The organism is Microbacterium azadirachtae, from assembly GCF_025583665.1.
GTDB lineage: Bacteria > Actinomycetota > Actinomycetes > Actinomycetales > Microbacteriaceae > Microbacterium > Microbacterium azadirachtae.
On record NZ_CP099706.1, the window covers coordinates 881,089 to 898,492 of the forward strand.

General features: G+C 72.2%; 18 protein-coding genes and 1 tRNA gene. 9 read left to right on the forward strand and 10 right to left on the reverse strand.

Translation table 11 applies throughout. The features are described from left to right. Nucleotides 1-2: 2 nt before the first annotated feature. Both NFX31_RS04145 and NFX31_RS04150 read right to left on the reverse strand, forming a co-directional pair. Complete coding sequence (locus tag NFX31_RS04145; protein WP_262956859.1) at nucleotides 3-2,810, reverse strand: hypothetical protein; 2,808 nt, start codon at nucleotides 2,808-2,810, stop codon at nucleotides 3-5. Continuing rightward, nucleotides 2,810-4,717 (reverse strand): HSP90 family protein, encoded by a 1,908-nt coding sequence (locus tag NFX31_RS04150; RefSeq protein ID WP_262956860.1) that lies wholly within the window; start codon nucleotides 4,715-4,717, stop codon nucleotides 2,810-2,812. Before NFX31_RS04150 ends, NFX31_RS04145 begins: the two co-directional genes overlap by 1 nt. A gap of 233 nt (nucleotides 4,718-4,950) precedes the next feature. Here NFX31_RS04150 and NFX31_RS04155 point away from each other — a divergent pair. The 6 genes from NFX31_RS04155 to NFX31_RS04180 all read left to right on the forward strand — a co-directional run bounded on the left by NFX31_RS04155 (nucleotide 4,951) and on the right by NFX31_RS04180 (nucleotide 8,316). Continuing rightward, nucleotides 4,951-5,023, forward strand: a tRNA-Trp gene (locus tag NFX31_RS04155). Between the two features lie 39 nt (nucleotides 5,024-5,062). Beyond that, a complete protein-coding gene (secE, locus tag NFX31_RS04160) occupies nucleotides 5,063-5,338 on the forward strand; it encodes a preprotein translocase subunit SecE (RefSeq protein WP_045250801.1) in 276 nt (91 codons plus the stop codon). A gap of 55 nt (nucleotides 5,339-5,393) precedes the next feature. After that, the gene (nusG, locus tag NFX31_RS04165) at nucleotides 5,394-6,527 is read left to right on the forward strand and encodes a transcription termination/antitermination protein NusG (protein ID WP_045250754.1); all 1,134 of its coding nucleotides are present in this window, start codon (nucleotides 5,394-5,396) and stop codon (nucleotides 6,525-6,527) included. Nucleotides 6,528-6,740: 213 nt separating this feature from the next. Next, nucleotides 6,741-7,172, forward strand: a complete 432-nt coding sequence (rplK, locus tag NFX31_RS04170) for a 50S ribosomal protein L11 (RefSeq protein ID WP_045250755.1) — start codon at nucleotides 6,741-6,743, stop codon at nucleotides 7,170-7,172. 11 nt (nucleotides 7,173-7,183) lie between these two features. Then, the gene (rplA, locus tag NFX31_RS04175) at nucleotides 7,184-7,873 is read left to right on the forward strand and encodes a 50S ribosomal protein L1 (RefSeq protein ID WP_045250756.1); all 690 of its coding nucleotides are present in this window, start codon (nucleotides 7,184-7,186) and stop codon (nucleotides 7,871-7,873) included. A gap of 83 nt (nucleotides 7,874-7,956) precedes the next feature. Beyond that, nucleotides 7,957-8,316 carry an iron chaperone gene (locus NFX31_RS04180; RefSeq protein ID WP_262956861.1) on the forward strand — a complete coding sequence of 120 codons (360 nt, stop codon included), beginning with the start codon at nucleotides 7,957-7,959 and terminating at the stop codon, nucleotides 8,314-8,316. Nucleotides 8,317-8,342: 26 nt separating this feature from the next. Here the strand turns inward: NFX31_RS04180 and NFX31_RS04185 are convergent, their stop codons facing one another. From NFX31_RS04185 to idi, 7 genes are read right to left on the reverse strand one after another with little or no spacing between them, the layout of a single operon-like run. Further along, nucleotides 8,343-9,236, reverse strand: a complete 894-nt coding sequence (locus tag NFX31_RS04185) for a prenyltransferase (protein ID WP_045250758.1) — start codon at nucleotides 9,234-9,236, stop codon at nucleotides 8,343-8,345. Then, nucleotides 9,233-9,598, reverse strand: coding sequence for a lycopene cyclase domain-containing protein (locus NFX31_RS04190; RefSeq protein ID WP_248700444.1), 366 nt, complete (start codon nucleotides 9,596-9,598; stop codon nucleotides 9,233-9,235). Before NFX31_RS04190 ends, NFX31_RS04185 begins: the two co-directional genes overlap by 4 nt. After that, nucleotides 9,595-9,924, reverse strand: coding sequence for a lycopene cyclase domain-containing protein (locus tag NFX31_RS04195; protein ID WP_045250759.1), 330 nt, complete (start codon nucleotides 9,922-9,924; stop codon nucleotides 9,595-9,597). The genes NFX31_RS04190 and NFX31_RS04195 overlap by 4 nt, the downstream gene beginning before the upstream one ends. After that, nucleotides 9,924-11,471, reverse strand: coding sequence for a phytoene desaturase family protein (gene crtI / locus NFX31_RS04200; protein WP_262956862.1), 1,548 nt, complete (start codon nucleotides 11,469-11,471; stop codon nucleotides 9,924-9,926). The genes NFX31_RS04195 and crtI overlap by 1 nt, the downstream gene beginning before the upstream one ends. Beyond that, entirely contained in the window at nucleotides 11,468-12,361 is an 894-nt protein-coding gene (locus NFX31_RS04205; RefSeq protein WP_262956863.1) for a phytoene/squalene synthase family protein, read from the reverse strand. The genes crtI and NFX31_RS04205 overlap by 4 nt, the downstream gene beginning before the upstream one ends. Next, complete coding sequence (locus NFX31_RS04210) at nucleotides 12,358-13,413, reverse strand: polyprenyl synthetase family protein (protein ID WP_052674316.1); 1,056 nt, start codon at nucleotides 13,411-13,413, stop codon at nucleotides 12,358-12,360. Before NFX31_RS04210 ends, NFX31_RS04205 begins: the two co-directional genes overlap by 4 nt. Beyond that, nucleotides 13,410-13,964, reverse strand: a complete 555-nt coding sequence (gene idi / locus NFX31_RS04215) for an isopentenyl-diphosphate Delta-isomerase (protein WP_045250762.1) — start codon at nucleotides 13,962-13,964, stop codon at nucleotides 13,410-13,412. The genes NFX31_RS04210 and idi overlap by 4 nt, the downstream gene beginning before the upstream one ends. Nucleotides 13,965-14,038: 74 nt before the next feature. Between idi and NFX31_RS04220 the strand changes: the two genes are divergently transcribed. Next, nucleotides 14,039-14,623: a MarR family winged helix-turn-helix transcriptional regulator gene (locus NFX31_RS04220; RefSeq protein ID WP_248700445.1), complete on the forward strand. Its 585-nt coding sequence runs from the start codon at nucleotides 14,039-14,041 to the stop codon at nucleotides 14,621-14,623. An 18-nt stretch (nucleotides 14,624-14,641) separates the two neighbouring features. On the opposite strand, the gene NFX31_RS04225 is transcribed toward NFX31_RS04220, so the two are convergent. Next, nucleotides 14,642-15,307 carry a LysE/ArgO family amino acid transporter gene (locus tag NFX31_RS04225; RefSeq protein ID WP_262956864.1) on the reverse strand — a complete coding sequence of 222 codons (666 nt, stop codon included), beginning with the start codon at nucleotides 15,305-15,307 and terminating at the stop codon, nucleotides 14,642-14,644. A gap of 71 nt (nucleotides 15,308-15,378) precedes the next feature. On the opposite strand from NFX31_RS04225, the gene NFX31_RS04230 reads away from it, so the two are divergent. Beyond that, a complete protein-coding gene (locus tag NFX31_RS04230) occupies nucleotides 15,379-16,269 on the forward strand; it encodes a LysR family transcriptional regulator ArgP (protein ID WP_045250764.1) in 891 nt (296 codons plus the stop codon). Nucleotides 16,270-16,316: 47 nt separating this feature from the next. Next, nucleotides 16,317-17,372, forward strand: a complete 1,056-nt coding sequence (ligD, locus tag NFX31_RS04235) for a non-homologous end-joining DNA ligase (protein ID WP_045250765.1) — start codon at nucleotides 16,317-16,319, stop codon at nucleotides 17,370-17,372. The last annotated feature ends 32 nt before the right edge of the window (nucleotides 17,373-17,404 follow it).

Consider the following 17,404-nt stretch of genomic DNA (forward strand, 5'->3'; position numbering starts at 1 on the left):
GTTCAGTCCTCCGCCAGCCGGCGCACCTCGGCGGCCTCGGCCTCGCGGCCCAGGCCCTGCAGCACGTCGCCGAGCTCGAGCGCGGCGATCTGGCGCAGCGGCGGGATCTGCTCGGCCTGGTCGAGCACGGCCCGGTATGCGGCGACGGCGTCCGCGGCGCGGCCGACGCCGTGCAGCGCCCGCGCCGCGAGCAGGGCCGACCCGCCGGCGGACTGCGGGTCGCCGACCTCGGCGAACGCGTCCGAGGCGGTGAGCGCGGCGGCGACGCCCTCGTCGATGCGGTCGGCGGCGAGCAGGGCCCTCGCCCGGGAGTCGCGGACGTCTGCGATCACCCAGGCGGCGTCGTTCGCGCGGGCGATCTCCTCGACCTCGTCGAACAGGGCGAAGGCGCGGTCGTCGCGCCGCGCCCCGTAGGACTGGCCGAGGTTGTGGAGCACCTCGACGACGGCGGCTGGGGCGTCCTCGGCGGCGCGCACGATCTGCGCAGCCTCCTCGAGCGTCGCCACCGCCTGCTCCGGCTCCTCGTACTGCGCGAGGATCTGGGCTCGACTCATCAGCGCGAGCGCCTGGTCGGCCGGGTTCTCGGCCTCTCCGAAGAGCTCCGCCGCATAGCCGAACACGCCGTACGCCTGCCCGCCCTCTCCCGCGGCGCGGAAGGCCCGGGCGAGCATGAGCGCGGTCATCGCGCGGCTTCCCGCTGGGACGTCGGTGCGCTCCTCGAGCTGCAGCACCTCGCCGAACAGCTCCGCCGCCTCGTCGGCGGCTCCGGAGCTCAGCATCGTGCGCGCCACGCGGTACTTCGCCCCGGCGACGTCTCCGCCGGTCTGCTCCACGAGGCGGGCGCCGACGCGATAGCGGGCGAGCGCCTGCTCGGGCGCCTCCGCGTCCTCCCAGAGCGCTCCGGCGAGCATCTGCGCGTTGGCGAGCGAGACCCGTCCTCCCAGCTCCGCGAGGAGGCGGCTCGCCTCGTCGGCGTCGGCGGCGCCCTCGGTGAACTCGCCGCGCCCGCCGCGGATCCGTGCCCGCAGCTCGAGCGTGCGCGCGCGCACGCCGCGGGGGAGTTCGGGGTCGGCGAGAAGACGCTCGATCCGGGCGTTCCCCGCTTCGGTGCGGTCCGCACGCAGCAGCGCCATGATCGCGGCGAACTCGGCGCCGTATCCCATCCGGGCGTCCCCGGCCCGGGCGAACAGCGCTCCCGCCTGCTCCGCGAGCTCGAGCGCGGCGTCGGGGGCGTCGTCGATCCGGCCGAAGGCGATCGTGAGGGCGATGTCGCCCCGGGTGTCCGGCGGCAGGACGGCGGCCGGATCCGCGGACTCCGCGAGGAGCTCCGCGAGCGCGGCCGTGTCCTCCGCGGTGGCCGTGCCGAACAGCGCCAGCCCGAACCGCTCCTCGAGGTCTGCCTGGGCGTGCCGTCCTGCGGCGCGCAGCGTGCGGATCCGGTCGGGCAGCAGCTCCTGGGCCTCGTCGATCCGCTCCAGATTCACCAGCGCCGCCAGGCGCTGTCCGGTGAGCACGGCGCGGCGCTCGGGATCCACCTCGTCGATCACGTGCGGCAGGATGTCCAGCGTCTCGGCGGCCGCCCCGTAGCCGGAGATGTCCAGCGCGCGGCGGTACCAGCCGTCGGCGTCGGCCGGAGTCGTCTCCGGCGCGGGGGCCGTGAACACGTCGCTGCGGATCGGCACCTCGTAGCGCTCCGCGGCCCTCTGCCGCGCGTTCTGCAGGCGACGGGCATGGTTGTCGGTGCCGTCGCGCTCGTCGAAGCGCGCGCCGAGGCGCTCCGCTCCGGCCCAGGCGACCGGGGCCAGCTCGGCCGCGGTCCAGACGCCCTCGTGCGGTCCGAAGAACCGCTCCAGCTCGGCCGCGTCCGCACCCCGCACCGGTGTGGTCCCGTGTCCGGCGGCGGCGACGGCGTCGAGCGCGGTGCCGACCGCGGTGAGCATCCCGAAGTGCCCCTGCGCGTTGAGGGCGTCGTGCGCGAGCCAGGGCAGGTGCCGCTCGACGAGCGCGAGCGCGCGCGCCTCGTTGCCGGTGATGGCGCAGAAGCGGATGCTGTTCGCGATCGCGGTCAGCAGGTCCGGGTTGTCCTTGGCGAGGCGGTAGCTGCGCAGGTGCGCGGCCTTCGCCTCCTCGCCGCGATCGAGACGCAGGTAGGGGAGCAGAGCCAGCGAGAGCGCGTGCTCGGGCTCCTCGCCGCAGGAGAAGCCGCCCTCGACCATCTCCTCGACGAGCCGGATCGCCTCCTCGTCGCGGCCCGTGTCGGCGAAGAAGCCGGCGATCTGGCTGCGCCCGCACGCGTCGCAGTGGCTGTGGGAGTCGCGCGGCGTGGTCTCGAGCCGGATGCGGAGCTGCTCCGCCTCGTCCAGGCGGCCGGCGGCGTGCGCATCCTCGAAGCGGGCCATGAGCACGCCGCTGGGTCCGAGGCCCGCGGCGCGGTAGTGGGACTCCATGTCGTCGAGCACGGCGGCGATCTGCTCGGGGGCGAAGGCGGGCGACCCGCGCAGCGACGACGCCATCCACTTGAACTGCCACATCAGGTCGGCGGCGCCGTTGTCGATGTCGGCCGGGAAGCGCGCCGGGTCGGCGTCATGGCGGGCCAGGCACCACGCGAACGAGCTCAGCATCAGATCGGTCAGCCCGCCCATGTTCGCGGACGCGGTCTGCCTCATGCGGGCCTGGTACTCGAGCGTCTCGTCGCCGAGCTCCTGGGCGAGCGCGACGGCCTGTGCGACGAGCTCCTGCTCGTGCGGTCCCCACGGGGTGCGGTCGATCTCCTCGAACAGCCGGGTCAGCTGCGTGTTCTGGCCTGTCATCATCCATCCTCGGGGTCGAGAGCGGTCGGATCGTCGTCGGAGAGGACGACCGGGAGCGGATCGGGGGCGCCCGGGACGACGCCGGCCGAGAGCGCGACGAGATCGGCGAGGGCGCCGGTCATCAGCGCGCGGTCGGCGTCGCTCAGCGGGCGGTGCCCCGCCAGCAGCGCCTGGATGTAGAGCAGCTGCACGGTGCGCGCGAACACGGCGTCGTCGGCGACGTCGCGCAGCGCCCGCACCGCGCGGTTGGCGCCGTTGAGGCAGAGGCGGGCGGCCGACGCGTCGTCGCCCGCCGGGGAGACCGCCTCGTCGATCCGGTCCAGCACGCCGCCCCAGAGCGCCCCGCTGGCGCCCTTGGTGCGGGTGCGGTCGAGGCGGCGCAGCACGGCGGGGTCCGCGACGTACAGCGAGGGGAGCTCGGGCTGATCGATCATGCGCACCACCACGCGGCAGCCCACCTCGGCGAGCACCGCCGAGGCGCGGTCCTCCAGCGCGACCGCATCGGCGCGGTCGTCGAGCGGCGGCGGATCCAGCCGGTCCAGCTCGCCGACGACGTCGACGCGCTCGACCGCGACGGCGGGATGCAGCTCCGGCAGGCTGCGGATCAGATCCGCGTCGTAGAGGTAGCCGCCGTTGACCAGCACGTGCTCCGGACGGCTGATGCCGGCCACCTGGCGGAACTCGTCCACGGTGTCCGCGTAGCGGATGCGGTCGAAGCGCTCGACCAGATCCCCCACGCTCATCGTGCCGTGCGTCGTCTCGACCGTGAGCCAGCGCGTGATGAAGCGCGCGAGCTCCTCGTCGTGACGGATGAGGGACTTGAGCCCCACCTCGTGCACCGCCACGAACTGCGCGAGCCGGTGCGGTTCGCGCAGGCCCAGCTCGAGCACCCAGCGCCGGATCGCGGCACCCAGCTCCTCGCGGACCCGGGCGAGCGCCTCGTCCTCGACGAGGGCCTCCCGGCTGGCGGTCGGGTTCAGGCCGGTCGAGTCGATCACCGCGCGGACGAAGAACGCCCAGTCCGGGAGCACGTCGTCGGCGCGCTCGGAGAGCAGCATCCGGCCGAGGTACATGCGGGTGGCCTGGCGGGCGCCGGGCGGGGGAGCGAAGGGCAGCACGTAGGCGATGCCGCGCGTGCCGGTGGCGGCATCGGCCAGCTCGATCACGTCCAGCGGCGTCGCGCCGAGGAGCTCGCGGCCGTACTGCACCACCGCGGCCGGATCCTCCCGCGGGGCGAGGAACGGAGCGGCGTGCGTGATCGAGTCGGTGCCGCCGCCGGTCTCCAGCAGCACGGAGACGGGCAGGAACTCGGCGAACGTCTCCGCGAGCTCGCGGACAGCGCGGGCCCGGAGCAGGTCGCCCGCGTCGAACCGCGGGATCAGGTGCACGCTGGTGCCGACCGGCAGGTCCTCGTCGAGCTCGCGCACGCGGAACGTGCCGTCGGCGGATCCGATCCACTCGACCGGGGCGCCGCCGCGGGCGCTGCGCGAGCGGATGCGGATGGTGTCGGCCACCATGAAGCAGCTCAGCAGCCCGATGCCGAACTGGCCGAGGTAGTCGCTGCGGGGCAGGTCGAAGATGTCCCGCTTGGAGCTGCGTCCGACAGTGGCCAGCAGCTCCGCGACCTCGGTCGCGGTGAGTCCGACGCCGTCGTCGCTGAGGACGAACTCCGCGTCCGCTCCGCTCGCGTCCGAGGGATCCGCTGCGGGGAGCGGCCGGATGCGGATGGTGCCGCCGCCGCCGTCGACTTCGCGCCGCGCCGTGACGGCGTCGCGGGCGTTCTGCAGCAGCTCGCGCAGGTAGACCCGGGGGCTCGAGTAGATGTGCCGGCTCAGCAGATCGACGACTCCGCGCAGGTCCACCTGGAACTGCTGCGCCTCCGCCCGAGCGCCGTCCTCCGTCCCCATCGGCCCCCCTCGTCTCCACGTCCGCCGCGGGCGCCGCAGGCCCGTCTTCCGAGCCTAACAACCCTCGCCGGTGCCCCGTCCGCCACGCCCGGCCGCGCCCGGGATGCGCCCTCGGTTCGGACCGTCCGTGCGGATGCCGTACACTGGACGAGCAGTTGTTGTCTGCATTCTTTCGCCGTGCCCCGGGTCATCCCGAGCGCAGAGAGGATGCGGACAGAGATCTCCGGATCTCTAGGGCGGTAGCTCAATTGGCAGAGCAGCGGTCTCCAAAACCGCAGGTTGCAGGTTCGATTCCTGTCCGCCCTGCGCGTCGGCGCGCAGCCGGCACACGAAAGGTACTCGAGGATGGTTCAGGACGCATCGGGCGCCGTGGTTCCCACGGCGAACGGCGGCGCGAGCCGCGACAAGAAGCTGGGCTTCTTCGGTCGCATCGCGCTGTTCTTCCGTCAGGTGATCGCGGAGCTCCGCAAGGTGGTCACCCCCACGCGCAAGGAGCTCGTCAAGTACACCCTGGTCGTTCTGGGCTTCGTCATCGTGATGATGGCCCTGGTGTACGGGCTCGACATGGCCTTCTCGTGGCTGACGACGCAAGTCTTCGGGGTTCCCGGGAAAACCGCGTGATCCCGCGGCCCGGCGGCAGCTGACCCCGGGCCGAACCTGAAGGAGAGAAGAGCAAGTGTCCGAACGCGAACGATACCTCGGAGACGACGTCGACTGGGCGACCGCCGCTGAGCAGTCCAGCGAGGACGACGAGGCCCAGGAGGGCGACGTGCTCGCCTCCGAGGAGCGCGCCGTCACCGCCGCCGAGCGGGTCGCCCTGCACATCGAGGGCGATGACGACGGCGACGTGGACGACGAAGACATCGATTTCGAAGAAGACCCGGAGGCAGACGCCATCGTGAACGACGCTCTCAACCTGGACCAGGCGGCCGAGTCCGAGGCTGCCGCAGAGGTCCTCAACGACGCCGTGGCCGAGGAGGCCGCAGACCGTGAGGCCGCCGCCGCCGACCAGGTCACGCCCTACGACGGCCCCGACGTGAACGGCGACGAGGACGCACCCGTGCTCGACCCCGAGGAGGTCGCCGAGATCGACGCGGCCGCCGGTGTGGTCGACGCGGTGGAGTCCGAGCTTGACCCGGCCGATGCAGCGAGCGTCCCTGAGGACGTCGACGCGGCCGACGCGGAGGAGGACCCGTACGAGGCCTTCCGCATGGACCTGCGCATGCTCCCCGGCAAGTGGTACGTCATCCACTCCTACGCCGGCTTCGAGCGCAAGGTGAAGGCCAACATCGAGCAGCGCAAGTCGACGCTCGAGGTCGAGGACGACATCTACCAGATCGAGGTCCCGATGGAGGACGTCGTCGAGATCAAGAACGGTCAGCGCAAGATGGTCACGCGCGTCCGGATCCCCGGCTACGTGCTCGTGCGCATGGAGCTGAACGAGGACACCTGGTCCGTCGTGCGGCACACCCCCGGCGTCACCGGCTTCGTGGGCAACGCGCACAACCCGACGCCGCTGCGCTTCGAAGAGGCCTTCAACATGCTGAAGTCGCTCGTCGAGGTGAAGGACGTCCCCACGGCCAAGGCTGTCGCGGCCAAGGGCGGCACCGCCGTGGCGCGTCCGCTCACCGCCGAGGTCGACTTCGAGATCGGCGAGACGATCACGATCAAGGAGGGCTCGTTCGCCGGCCTTCCGGGATCGATCTCCGAGATCAAGCCGGAGAGCGGCAAGCTCACCGTGCTCGTGTCGCTCTTCGAGCGCGAGACCCCGGTCGAGCTCTCGTTCGACCAGGTCACCAAGATGATCTGACGCTTCTCCCGAAGCGCCTGCGGAACGGCCGTCCCCGAGGGGGCGGCCGTTCCTCGTCTGTCCGGGACCGTCGATGTGCGCCGGAGTCGCGGATCGGGTAGACTTCTATGGTTTGTGCGCCCGTTCGTCGTGCGTGCAGACGGCACCGCGTTCCGGAGATGCCGGATCCGCGGGAGAGGGATGCGCGAGCATCCGCTCGAGAAAGGAATCACTATGGCACCGAAGAAGAAGGTGACCGGCCTGATCAAGCTCCAGATCAACGCCGGCGCTGCCAACCCGGCGCCGCCGATCGGCCCCGCGCTCGGTCAGCATGGCGTCAACATCATGGAGTTCTGCAAGGCGTACAACGCGGCCACCGAGTCGCAGCGCGGCAACGTCATCCCCGTCGAGATCACCGTCTACGAGGACCGCAGCTTCACGTTCATCCTGAAGACCCCGCCGGCCGCCGAGCTGATCAAGAAGGCTGCGGGCGTGCAGAAGGGCTCCGCCACTCCGCACACCGTCAAGGTCGCGAAGATCACCGCCGAGCAGGTCCGTCAGATCGCCGAGCAGAAGCAGGCCGACCTGAACGCGAACGACATCGACGCCGCGTCCAAGATCATCGCCGGAACCGCCCGTTCCATGGGCATCACGGTCGAGGGCTGAGGGAGATAACAATGGCTACCAAGTCCAAGGCTTACAACGCTGCTGCCGCGAAGATCGAGGCAGACCGCTTCTACACCCCCGCCGAGGCCGTCGCCCTCGCGAAGGAGACCGGCTCCGCGAAGTTCGACTCCACCGTCGAGGTCGCGCTGAAGCTCTCGGTCGACCCGCGCAAGGCGGACCAGATGGTGCGCGGCACCGTCATCCTCCCGCACGGCACCGGCAAGACCGCCCGCGTCATCGTGTTCGCGACGGGTCCGGCCGCTGAGGCCGCGATCGCCGCGGGTGCGGACGAGGTCGGCGGCGCCGAGCTCATCGAGAAGGTCGCCGGCGGCTGGACCGCGTTCGACGCGGCCGTCTCCACCCCCGAGCTCATGGGCCAGGTCGGCCGTCTGGGCAAGGTGCTGGGTCCGCGTGGCCTGATGCCGAACCCGAAGACCGGCACCGTGACCCCGAACGCGGCCAAGGCCGTCGAGGAGATCAAGGGCGGAAAGATCGAGTTCCGCGTCGACAAGCACGCCAACGTGCACTTCGTCGTCGGCAAGGCGTCGTTCTCGGCCGAGCAGCTCGACGAGAACATGAAGGCCGCGCTCGAGGAGATCGTGCGCCTCAAGCCGTCCAGCTCCAAGGGCCGCTACATCCAGAAGGGTGCGGTGTCGACCACGTTCGGCCCCGGCATCCCGCTGGATGTCAACGCCATCTGAGGCTGACGTCGCGTCACGAAGGTCCGCTCCGGTTCGCCGGGGCGGACCTTCGTCGTTCCCGGTCCGCGTGCCAGGATGAGCGCATGGGTGCAGTGGACGACTACCTGGCGACCGTCTCGGATCCGGCGGATCGGGCCGCCCTCGCGCGAGTCTATGAGATCGCGGGCGAGCTCGCCCCCGACGCGGAGCAGGGCACCGGACACCGGATGCCCGCGCTCAAGCACGACGGAAAGGTGCTGATCTCGGCCATCCGCGCCGCCAAGCACCTCGGCGTCTACCCGTTCAGCGCGGCGGCCGTCGCGGCGGTCGCGGGCCGCGTCGCGACGATCCCGGGCGCGGATGCGAGCACCGGCGCCGTCCGCTTCGCCCTCGGATCCGAGATCCCCGAGGATCTGATCCGCGATCTCGTCTCCTTCCGCCTCGCGGAGATCGACGGGCGTTGACCACCAGCGCGTGACCGCATCGGGCCTCAGAACGCCGTGCCGCCCACGAACGCCCACCAGATCAGCAGCATCGTCGCCAGGAAGCCGCAGACGTAGTTCAGGAGCAGGAACCGCCGCCACCCGCGGTTGGTGCTCGCCGCCTCGGCGTCCGTCACCGAGCGGAACGGCCACACCGCGACGAGGTACGGCAGTGCGAGGAGCGCGCCCAGGGGACCGGGCCACGTGGTGAACAGCATGAGCACCCCGGCGACGGCCCACATCGACAGGGCGAAGCGCACGGTCCGTCGCGCGCCCAGGGCGGTGGCGATCGAGGAGATCCCCGCCTCCCGATCCGGACCGATGTCCTGCACCGCCCCGAAGGCGTGGCTCGCGACGCCCCAGGCGAAGAAGGCCAGCAGCAGGAGGACGAGCGGGACGGTCGTCGTCGCGTGGGCGAGCGCGAGGCCGTACACCGCCGGCGAGACGAAGTGCGTGCTCGAGGTGAGGGAGTCCACGAAGGGGATCTCCTTGAACCGCAGCCCCGGGGCGGAGTAGGCGACCACCGCGAACAGGCTGAGGGCCAGGACGAGCCAGGACAGCGGGTCGCCGAGCACGACGAGCGCCACCGCGAACGGGACGGGGAGCAGCGTCGACCACGTCAGGACGACCCGATGACGGGCGGGGGAGAGGATCGCGCCCTCGGCGCCGCCCTTGCGGGGGTTCGCGAGGTCCGACGCGTAGTCGAAGACGTCGTTGATCCCGTACATCGCGAGGTTGTACGGCACGAGGAAGAACAGGGTGCCGATCACGAAGGCCGCGTCGACGCGTCCGGAGGTGAGCAGGTACGCCGCCGCGAAGCCGTAGGCGGTGTTGATCCAGCTCACGGGGCGCGAGGCGAGCAGCAGGTCGCGGGGAAGGGAGGATGTGAGGGATGTGCTCATCGCCGGCGTTCCTCCGAGGCGGTCGACGGATCCGGGTGCGCCGCGGGCCTCGGGGCCGGGGCGGGCGCCGCACGACGAGCGTTCCACAGGGCCGAGCCGAGCAGGGCCGCAGCGACGGGATAGGCGAGATCCTCGATCGGCGCGAGCCCGATCCGGATCCCGCTGATGCGGTCGGGGGCGTACGTGAACAGACCCGCCGCGATCATGAGCGAGTCGAAGACGGCCGTGAGCAGGACGAGCACCACGACGGCCGCGGTGAGCGCCGCGCCGTGCCCGCGCGGCCGGCGCCGCCAGGTCAGCGCCTGCACGAGCACGCAGGGCGCGAGGAAGAGGGCGTCGACGATCAGGTAGGTCGCGTTCACGGGCGCTGCTCCGCCCGTCGCCGCAGGACCCGCAGCGTCCCCGAGTACAGCACCATGGTCAGCTGCACGAGGAACAGCAGGAACACCGGCTCCTCGACCGGCAGATGCGGCGCGAGCAGTATCCCCGTCGAGAACGGATTGCCCTCGCGGGAGAAGATCCCCGTGGCGATGCCGGCCGCGTCCCAGAGCAGCAGGAACGCGACGCCCGCGCCCAGCACGAGCAGCGCCCGTCTCGGCCGCGCCCAGACGAACAGCCGCCAGCGCGCGTCGACCAGCCCGACGCACAGGATCGCGGTGAGCAGCAGAGCGAGGTGGAGCAGGCCCATCACGCCCCCGCAGGAACGGGCAGGGGGCCGACGCTGCGGTCGCCGCGGAACGCCTTCAGCACGAGCTCGGCGCTGATCAGGCACATCGGCAGGCCGATGCCGGGCAGCGTGGTCGCCCCCGCGTAGAACAGCCCGCGCGTCGTGCGGGAGCGCGTGCGGCCGCGCAGGAACGCGCTCTGCCGCAGCGTGTGCGCCGGACCCAGCGCGGAGCCCCGCCAGGAGTGCAGGTCCCGGGCGAAGTCCGCCGGGCCCACCGTGCGCCGCAGCACGATCCGCTCGGCGAGATCGGGGCTGCCGGACTGCACGGCCAGCTCCGCGATCGCGCGATCCGCGATGCGCTCCACCTCCGCGGCCCCGCGGCCGTCGATCTCGCCGCCGCCGATCGCCGGGTCCGCGGGCACGGGGATCAGCAGGAACAGGTTCTCGTGGTCCTGCGGAGCCACGGTGTCGTCGGTCGCGCTGGGCATGCAGGCGTAGAACGAGGCCGGCTCCGGCACGCGGGGCGCGGATCCGAAGATCGCGTCGAAGTTCTCGTCCCAGTCCTCGGTGAACACGAGGTTGTGATGGGTGAGGCCGGGCAGCCTTCCGCGGACGCCGAGCATCGCGAGGACGGCGCCCGTACCGGGGTTGGCCCGGCGCCAGTGCGACGCCGGGCGCTCGCGCGCCCTCCTCGGCAGCAGGGCCGTGTCGCTGTGGTGCATGTCGACCGTGCTCACGACCTGGTCGAACGGCGCCTCACGCGCGACGCCGTCCTGGGAGACGATGATTCCGCGCACCTCTCCGCCCCGGATCAGGATCCGGTGCACCTGCGTGTCGGTGTGCAGTCGCGCGCCCGCCTCGCGGGCGAGCCGGGCGAACGCGTCGATCACCGTGGTGAAGCCGCCGCGCGGGTAGAGCACTCCATCCTCGAGGTCGAACGAGCTCATCAGATGGAACAGAGCGGGGGCGATGCCGGGGGCTGCGCCGAGGAACACCGCCGGGTACTGCAGGATCTGGCGCAGCCGGCGGTCCGAGAACGACGCCTCGACCATCCCCTGCAGCGACGTGCCCAGCAGCCCGGCGAGCCGGGGGAGCTCGCCGAGCTCGCCCCCGGGCAGGAAGGCCCCCGGGTGTGAGAAGTCCGTGTAGAGGAAGCGGTCGCTCGCGATCCGCGCGGTGCGCGCGGCCGAGTCGAGGTGACGCGCGAGGGCGGCGCCCGCGCCCGGTTCCACCGACTCGAACAGCGCGAGCGAGCGCTCCCGCTCCGAGTGCACGTCCAGCGACTCGGCGCCCTCGGCGAACACCCGATAGGCGGGATCGAGCCGGACGAGATCGAGCTCGGCCGCGGCGCTCGTGCCGAGCAGCCGGAAGCAGTGATCGAAGACCTCGGGCATGAGGTACCAGGAGGGTCCGGTGTCGAAGCGGAAGCCGTCGCGCTCCCAGCTTCCCGCCCTGCCGCCGAGCCGCGAGGACTGCTCGAAGAGCGAGACGTCGTGCCCGTCGGCGGCGAGCAGAGCGGCCGACGCGAGCCCGGAGATCCCACCGCCGAGCACGGCCACCCGGCTCATCGTGCCGCTCCGAGCCCCGGCTCGAGTCCGCGCAGGGCCGCGCGTACGAGCAGCGCCGCCTTGCGCGGGGCCGGAACCCGGACCCGGCGGTCGGCGAGCACCCGCGCCGGAGTGCGTCGCAGCCGTGCCGAGAGCTCGGAGTACAGCAGGTGCGCGGCGGCGACCGCCCGGCGCGACGACGTGGGCAGCTCGCCGATCACGGCGCCGGCGATCGCGAGCTCCGCATCGATCCCGTCCAGGATCCGGTCGCGCTGCGCGTCGGTGACGGAGTGCGGATCGATGCCGGGGAAGTAGCGCCGGCCGAGCCCATCGGCGTCGGCGCCGAGATCGCGGAGGAAGTTCACCCGCTGGAACGCCGAGCCCAGGGCGATCGCGCCGCGGTCCCACCGCGCGTCGCGGACCGGATCCGGGTCCATTCCGCGACGGAAAGAGGCCAGGCACATGAGCCCGACCACCTCGGCCGACCCGTGCACGTAGTCGTCGAGCTCCCGTTCGTCGGCGAACGCGAGCGGGCTCAGATCACGACGCATCGACGCGAAGAAGGGACGGGTGAGGTCCTCGCCGATCCCGGTCGCCCGGGCGGTCGTCGCGAACGCGTGCACGACGAGATTGGCGCTGTATCCGGTTCTCAGGGCCGCGCCGACCTCGCGCTCGAGGCCGTCCAGCACCTCGCGGCACTGCGCCGAGGACAGGCCTGCGTCCGCCGCGCATCCGTCGACGATCTCGTCGGCGACGCGCACGAGCGCGTAGATCGCGGCGAGATCGGCGCGCACCGGGCCCGAGCAGAGCCGGCTGGCGAGGCGGAAGGAGGTCGAGTAGCTGTCCAGGACCTGCGCGGAGCCCCGTGCCGCCGCGCGGTCGTAGAGCGCGAGGCCGGTGCCCGCGGTCATCGGACCCGCTCCGCCGCGCTCGCGATGATGTGCTCGAGGTCGTCGATCAGGGCGGCCGGGAGCGCGGAGAGCAGCAGGGTGGCGCGCGCCTCGGCGACGAGGCCGGAGATCGCCGCCTCAGCCCGTGCGAGGCCGCCGGACCTCTCGATCGCGGCGCGGAGCACCGCCGCACCGCGTTCGTCGAGACCGGGGTCTCCGAAGAGCGCGGAGGCGCTCTGCCAGGAGGGATCCGCGGCGGCGTGCGCGACGAGCAGGGTGATCTTGCCCTCGCGGAGGTCGGAGAGGGCCGACTTCCCGGTGTGCTGCGGGTCGCCGAACACGCCGAGCACATCGTCGCGCACCTGGAAGGCGATCCCGACCGTCGTGCCGACGACGCCGAGCGTCTCGACCGCGGTCGCATCCGCCCCGCCGAGGATGGCGCCCATCCGCAGGGGAGCGCTGAAGGAGTAGCGCGCCGTCTTGTGCTCCATGGTGCGAAGGACCGCCTCTTCGTCGGCGCCGCCCTGCAGGCCCAGCAGCACGTCCGCGTGCTCGCCCACGGCCGCCGCGCCGATCGCGTCGCTCAGCACGCCCCACAGCGCCCTGCGCCGGGGCGCCGGTGCGTCCAGCTCGGCGATCAGCCGGTGCGCCGCCGAGAGCAGGACGTCGCCGGCGAGGATCGCGCAGCTGTCCCCGTAGCGGAGCGCCTCCGCCTCGTCCGCCCCCATCGCGCGCGCGGCGTCGCGGCGACGCGCGATCAGGTTCGGTGCGCCGCGGCGCAGCACGTCGCGGTCGATCACGTCGTCGTGCAGCAGGAAAGCGAGGTGGAGCAGCTCGAGCGCCGCGGCGACGCGGATCGCGTCCTCCGGAGACCCCGCGTCGAAGGCGCGGTGCGCCGCGAGGAGGAGGCGCGGACGGAGCAGCTTGCCGCCGTCGGCCGCGCGACGCGTCTCCTCCCAGACGGCGCCGAATCCGGCGAGATCGCCGAGACGGGCCGCCGCGTCCTGGAAGCATTCGTCGATCACGGCCCCGACCTCGGCGAGCCCGTCCTCCGCCACCGCGCTGTCGGTCATGAGGCGAGCTCCTCGAGTCCGCGACCGCCGAGGAAGGGGAGCAGCCTCGCCTGAAGGACGAGCCAGGGGCTGAAAGCCCAGGGCGCGCGGCGGATGGATTCGGCGAGGTCGTCGGGGTCCACCCAGCGGTGCTCGACGACCTCGTCCGGATGCGGTCGGGGAGTGTCGGACGTGACGGCCAGATAGACAGGGCAGATCTCGTTCTCCACGATCCCGGCGGCGTCGGTCGCCCGGTAGCGGAAGAAGGGGAGCACCGGATCGATCCCGTCCAGGGCGATGCCGAGCTCGTGCTCGGCGCGGCGGCGGACCGCGGCGATCAGTTCCTCACCCGGTGCGGGATGCCCGCAGAACGAGTTGGTCCAGACACCGGGCCATGCCGTCTTGGTCAGGGCGCGACGGGTGACCAGCAGCCGGCCGTGCCGATCGAAGACATGGCAGGAGAACGCCAGGTGCAGGCGGGTGTCGGCGCCGTGCACGCTGCTCTTCGGAGCGATGCCGATCCGTGCGCCCTCTGCGTCGAGGAGCACGACCATCTCACTGTCAGGGGTCATCGGACGTCTCCTTTTGCTCACTAGGAATATTACTAACCTGGTTAGGGACAAAGACTATGGCATAGAGTCCTCCCGTGGAAGACATCGAGCCTGAAGACCGCCTCGGCCGGGCGATGATCGATCCGCGCGTGATCGATCCGCGCCGCGAGCTCGTCCCCCGCACCGACCTCTCGGACACCGAGGTCGACGAGATCGTGGAGCTGATGGCGGCGCTGCGCGCGTGGCACGGTGCCGCCGCGCGGATGAGCGAGGCCTCGCGGCAGTACATGAAGCTGAACGAGAACGACATGCGCGCGCTGCGCTTCATGATCGCCGCCGAGAACGCCGGCGAGATCGCGACGGCCCGGGCCGTCGCCGGCCACCTGCGCATCAGCAGCGCCGCGACGACGAAGATGCTCGACCGCCTCGAGCGCGGCGGTCACGTCGTGCGGCGGCCGCACCCCGTGGATCGACGCGCGATCGCCCTGAGCGTGACGCCGGAGACGCGCCAGGCGGCCCGGGAGAGCGTCGGGCGCGTGCACGCGCGGCGGTTCGAGGTCGCCGCGGGGCTGTCGTCCGGCGAGCGGTCGATCGTCACGCGCTTCCTGCGCGCGCTCGCCGCGACCGAGCGGACGGAGAGCACGCAGGACGGACCGACGGGCGGCGACGCCGCGGAGTGACCGGGATCGGCGCTCCGATCAGACGACGAAGAGCGGGAGCACGAGGCCGATGCCCATCACCACGAGCAGGACGGCGATCGCCGTGTCGAGGATCCGCCAGGCGCGCGGCGTGCGGAGCCAGCGCCCGAGATGGCGCGCGCCGTAGCCGAGCCCGAAGAACCAGACCACGCTCGCGGTGATCGCGCCCGCCGCGAACAGCCACCGCGCGTCGCCGTGCGTGGCGGCGATCCCGCCGATGAGCAGCACCGTGTCGAGGTACACGTTGGGGTTCAGCCAGGTGAACGCGAGCGTGGCCAGGATCACGGGCGCGAGCGGCGCCGTGCGGGTGAGCGTGGCGGCGCCCCCGGACCCGGAGGCGGCTCCCGCGGTCGCCTCCGTGCCGTCGGCGATCAGCGCCTCGCCCCCCGACGTCCATGCCCGACGTGCGGCGAGGATCCCGTAGAGCACGAGCGAGGCGGCACCCGCCCAGCGGGCCACGACGATGAGCCACGGAAGCGTCTTGACCAGGTACCCGAGACCCGCCGTGCCGGCCAGGACCAGCGCCGCGTCGGACGCCGCGCAGATCACGACGACCGGCAGCACGTGCTCCCGTCGCAGCCCCTGGCGCAGCACGTACACGTTCTGCGCGCCGACGGCGATGATGAGCGAGAACATGAGGCCGAGGCCGGAGAGGAGGGTGAGCACGGATCGACGATACGGTCCGCGCGCTCTTCAACACCAGCGAAGATTCCTTAAGCAAGATTAGGATCTCTGATGTGCAGGTGGATCCGGAATCGGCGCGCACCGTGGCCGCGGTGCTCGACGAGGGCAGCTTCGAGGGCGCGGCGCGCCGTCTGCTGCTCACCCCTTCCGCGGTCAGCCAGCGGATCAAGACGCTCGAGCAGCAGCTCGGACGGATCCTGCTCGTGCGCAGCAAGCCGGCGCGCGCGACCGAGGCGGGGGAGGCGGTCGCGCGGTTCGGCCGGCAGGTGGCCCTGCTCGAGCGCGACGCGATCGCCGGATTCGGCCTCGCGGGCGAAGCCGAGGGCGCTCGCGTGCGCATCCCGCTCGCGGTGAACGCGGATTCGATGGCGACCTGGTTCCTCACGCCTCTCGCACGCCTGTCCGAGAGGCACGACGTCGAGTTCGACCTGCATCGCGACGATCAGAACTTCACCGCGCGACTGCTCGAATCCGGCACGGTGATGGCCGCCGTCACCAGCGAGTCGGAGCCGGTCGGCGGCTGCCGCGTGGAGGCGCTGGGCGCACTGCGCTACGTGGCGGCGGCCTCCCCGGCGTTCGCGCGGCGCTGGTTCCCGGAGGGCGTCACCGCCGACGCGCTCTCGCTCGCGCCGTTCGTCGACTTCGACCGCCGGGATCTGATGCAGCAGGACTGGCTGCGCGCACGCGGCGTGGATCCCTGGGCCGTGCCCCGTCACCACGTGCCCGCGTCGGCGGACTTCTCGATCGCGGTGGAGCTGGGACTGGGGTGGGCGCTGCTGCCCGTGCCGCACGCGGAGCCCGGTCTCGCGGACGGGCGGCTGGTGCGCCTCGACGATGCCGAGACGACGTCGCCGCTGTTCTGGCAGCAGTGGAACCTGCGCTCCGAGCTGCTGGACGCCATCGCCGCCGAGATCCGTGCCGCCGCGGGACGCGTGCTGCGCTGAATCCGCGGGCCTGGCCAGACGTCCGCGCCGCACCCTAGGGTCGAGTCATGGCATCCGAGCGCATCACGCTGACCATCCCCGGCCCCGACGGGGACCGCTCGCTGGATCTGTCCAGCCCCAACCGCGCGGTCTGGCCGGAGGCCGAGGGGGGCCCGATCACGAAGGCGGAGCTCGCCGAGTACGTGCAGACCGTGGCGACGCCGTTCCTCACCTCGACCGGCGACCGGCCGGTGTCGCTCGAGCGCTACCGCGACGGCATCGGCGGGGAGAGCTTCTTCTCCAAGAACCCGCCCAAGGGCACGCCTGACTTCGTGCAGAGCGTGATGTGCACCTACAACAGCGGTCGCTCGCACCCGCAGATCGTGCTCACCGAGCCGGCCGCGATCGTGTGGGCGGTGCAGATGAACACGGTGGTCTTCCACCCCTGGGCATCTCTCGCCTCCGACACCGACAACCCGGTGGAGCTGCGCATCGACCTGGATCCGCAGCCGGGCACCGGCTTCGCCGAGGCGATCCCGGCCGCGCACGAGCTGCGCACCGTGCTGCGCGAGGCGGGGCTGGAGGCGTTCATCAAGACCAGCGGGAACCGCGGTCTGCACGTGTTCTGCCCGATCGTCCCGGAGTGGGAGTTCCTCACGGTGCGGCATGCGGTGATCGCCGCCGGACGGGAGCTCGAGCGGCGGATGCCCGATCGCGTCACGACCGCGTGGTGGAAGGAGGAGCGCGGCGAGCGGATCTTCGTCGACTTCAACCAGGCGAACCGCGACCGCACGATGGCGGGTGCGTACAGCCCTCGGGCGCTGCCGGGCGCGACCGTCTCGACGCCGATCGCGTGGGACGAGCTGGACGACGTGGATCCCCGGCGGTTCACGGTGCGCACGGTGCCGCAGCGTCTCGCGGACGTCGGCGATCCCTGGGCGCGCATGCAGGACGCGCCGGGCCGCATCGACACGCTGCTGGGCTGGTGGGAGCGCGACGTGGAGAACGGGCTCGGCGAGATGCCGTTCCCGCCCGAGTTCCCGAAGATGCCCGGCGAGCCCCCGCGCGTGCAGCCCTCGAAGAAGGTCGCGGCGAACTGGGACGAGAACGGCGAGCCCCGCTAGAGCGGGGCGTCCTGGATCAGGAACCCGGGTGC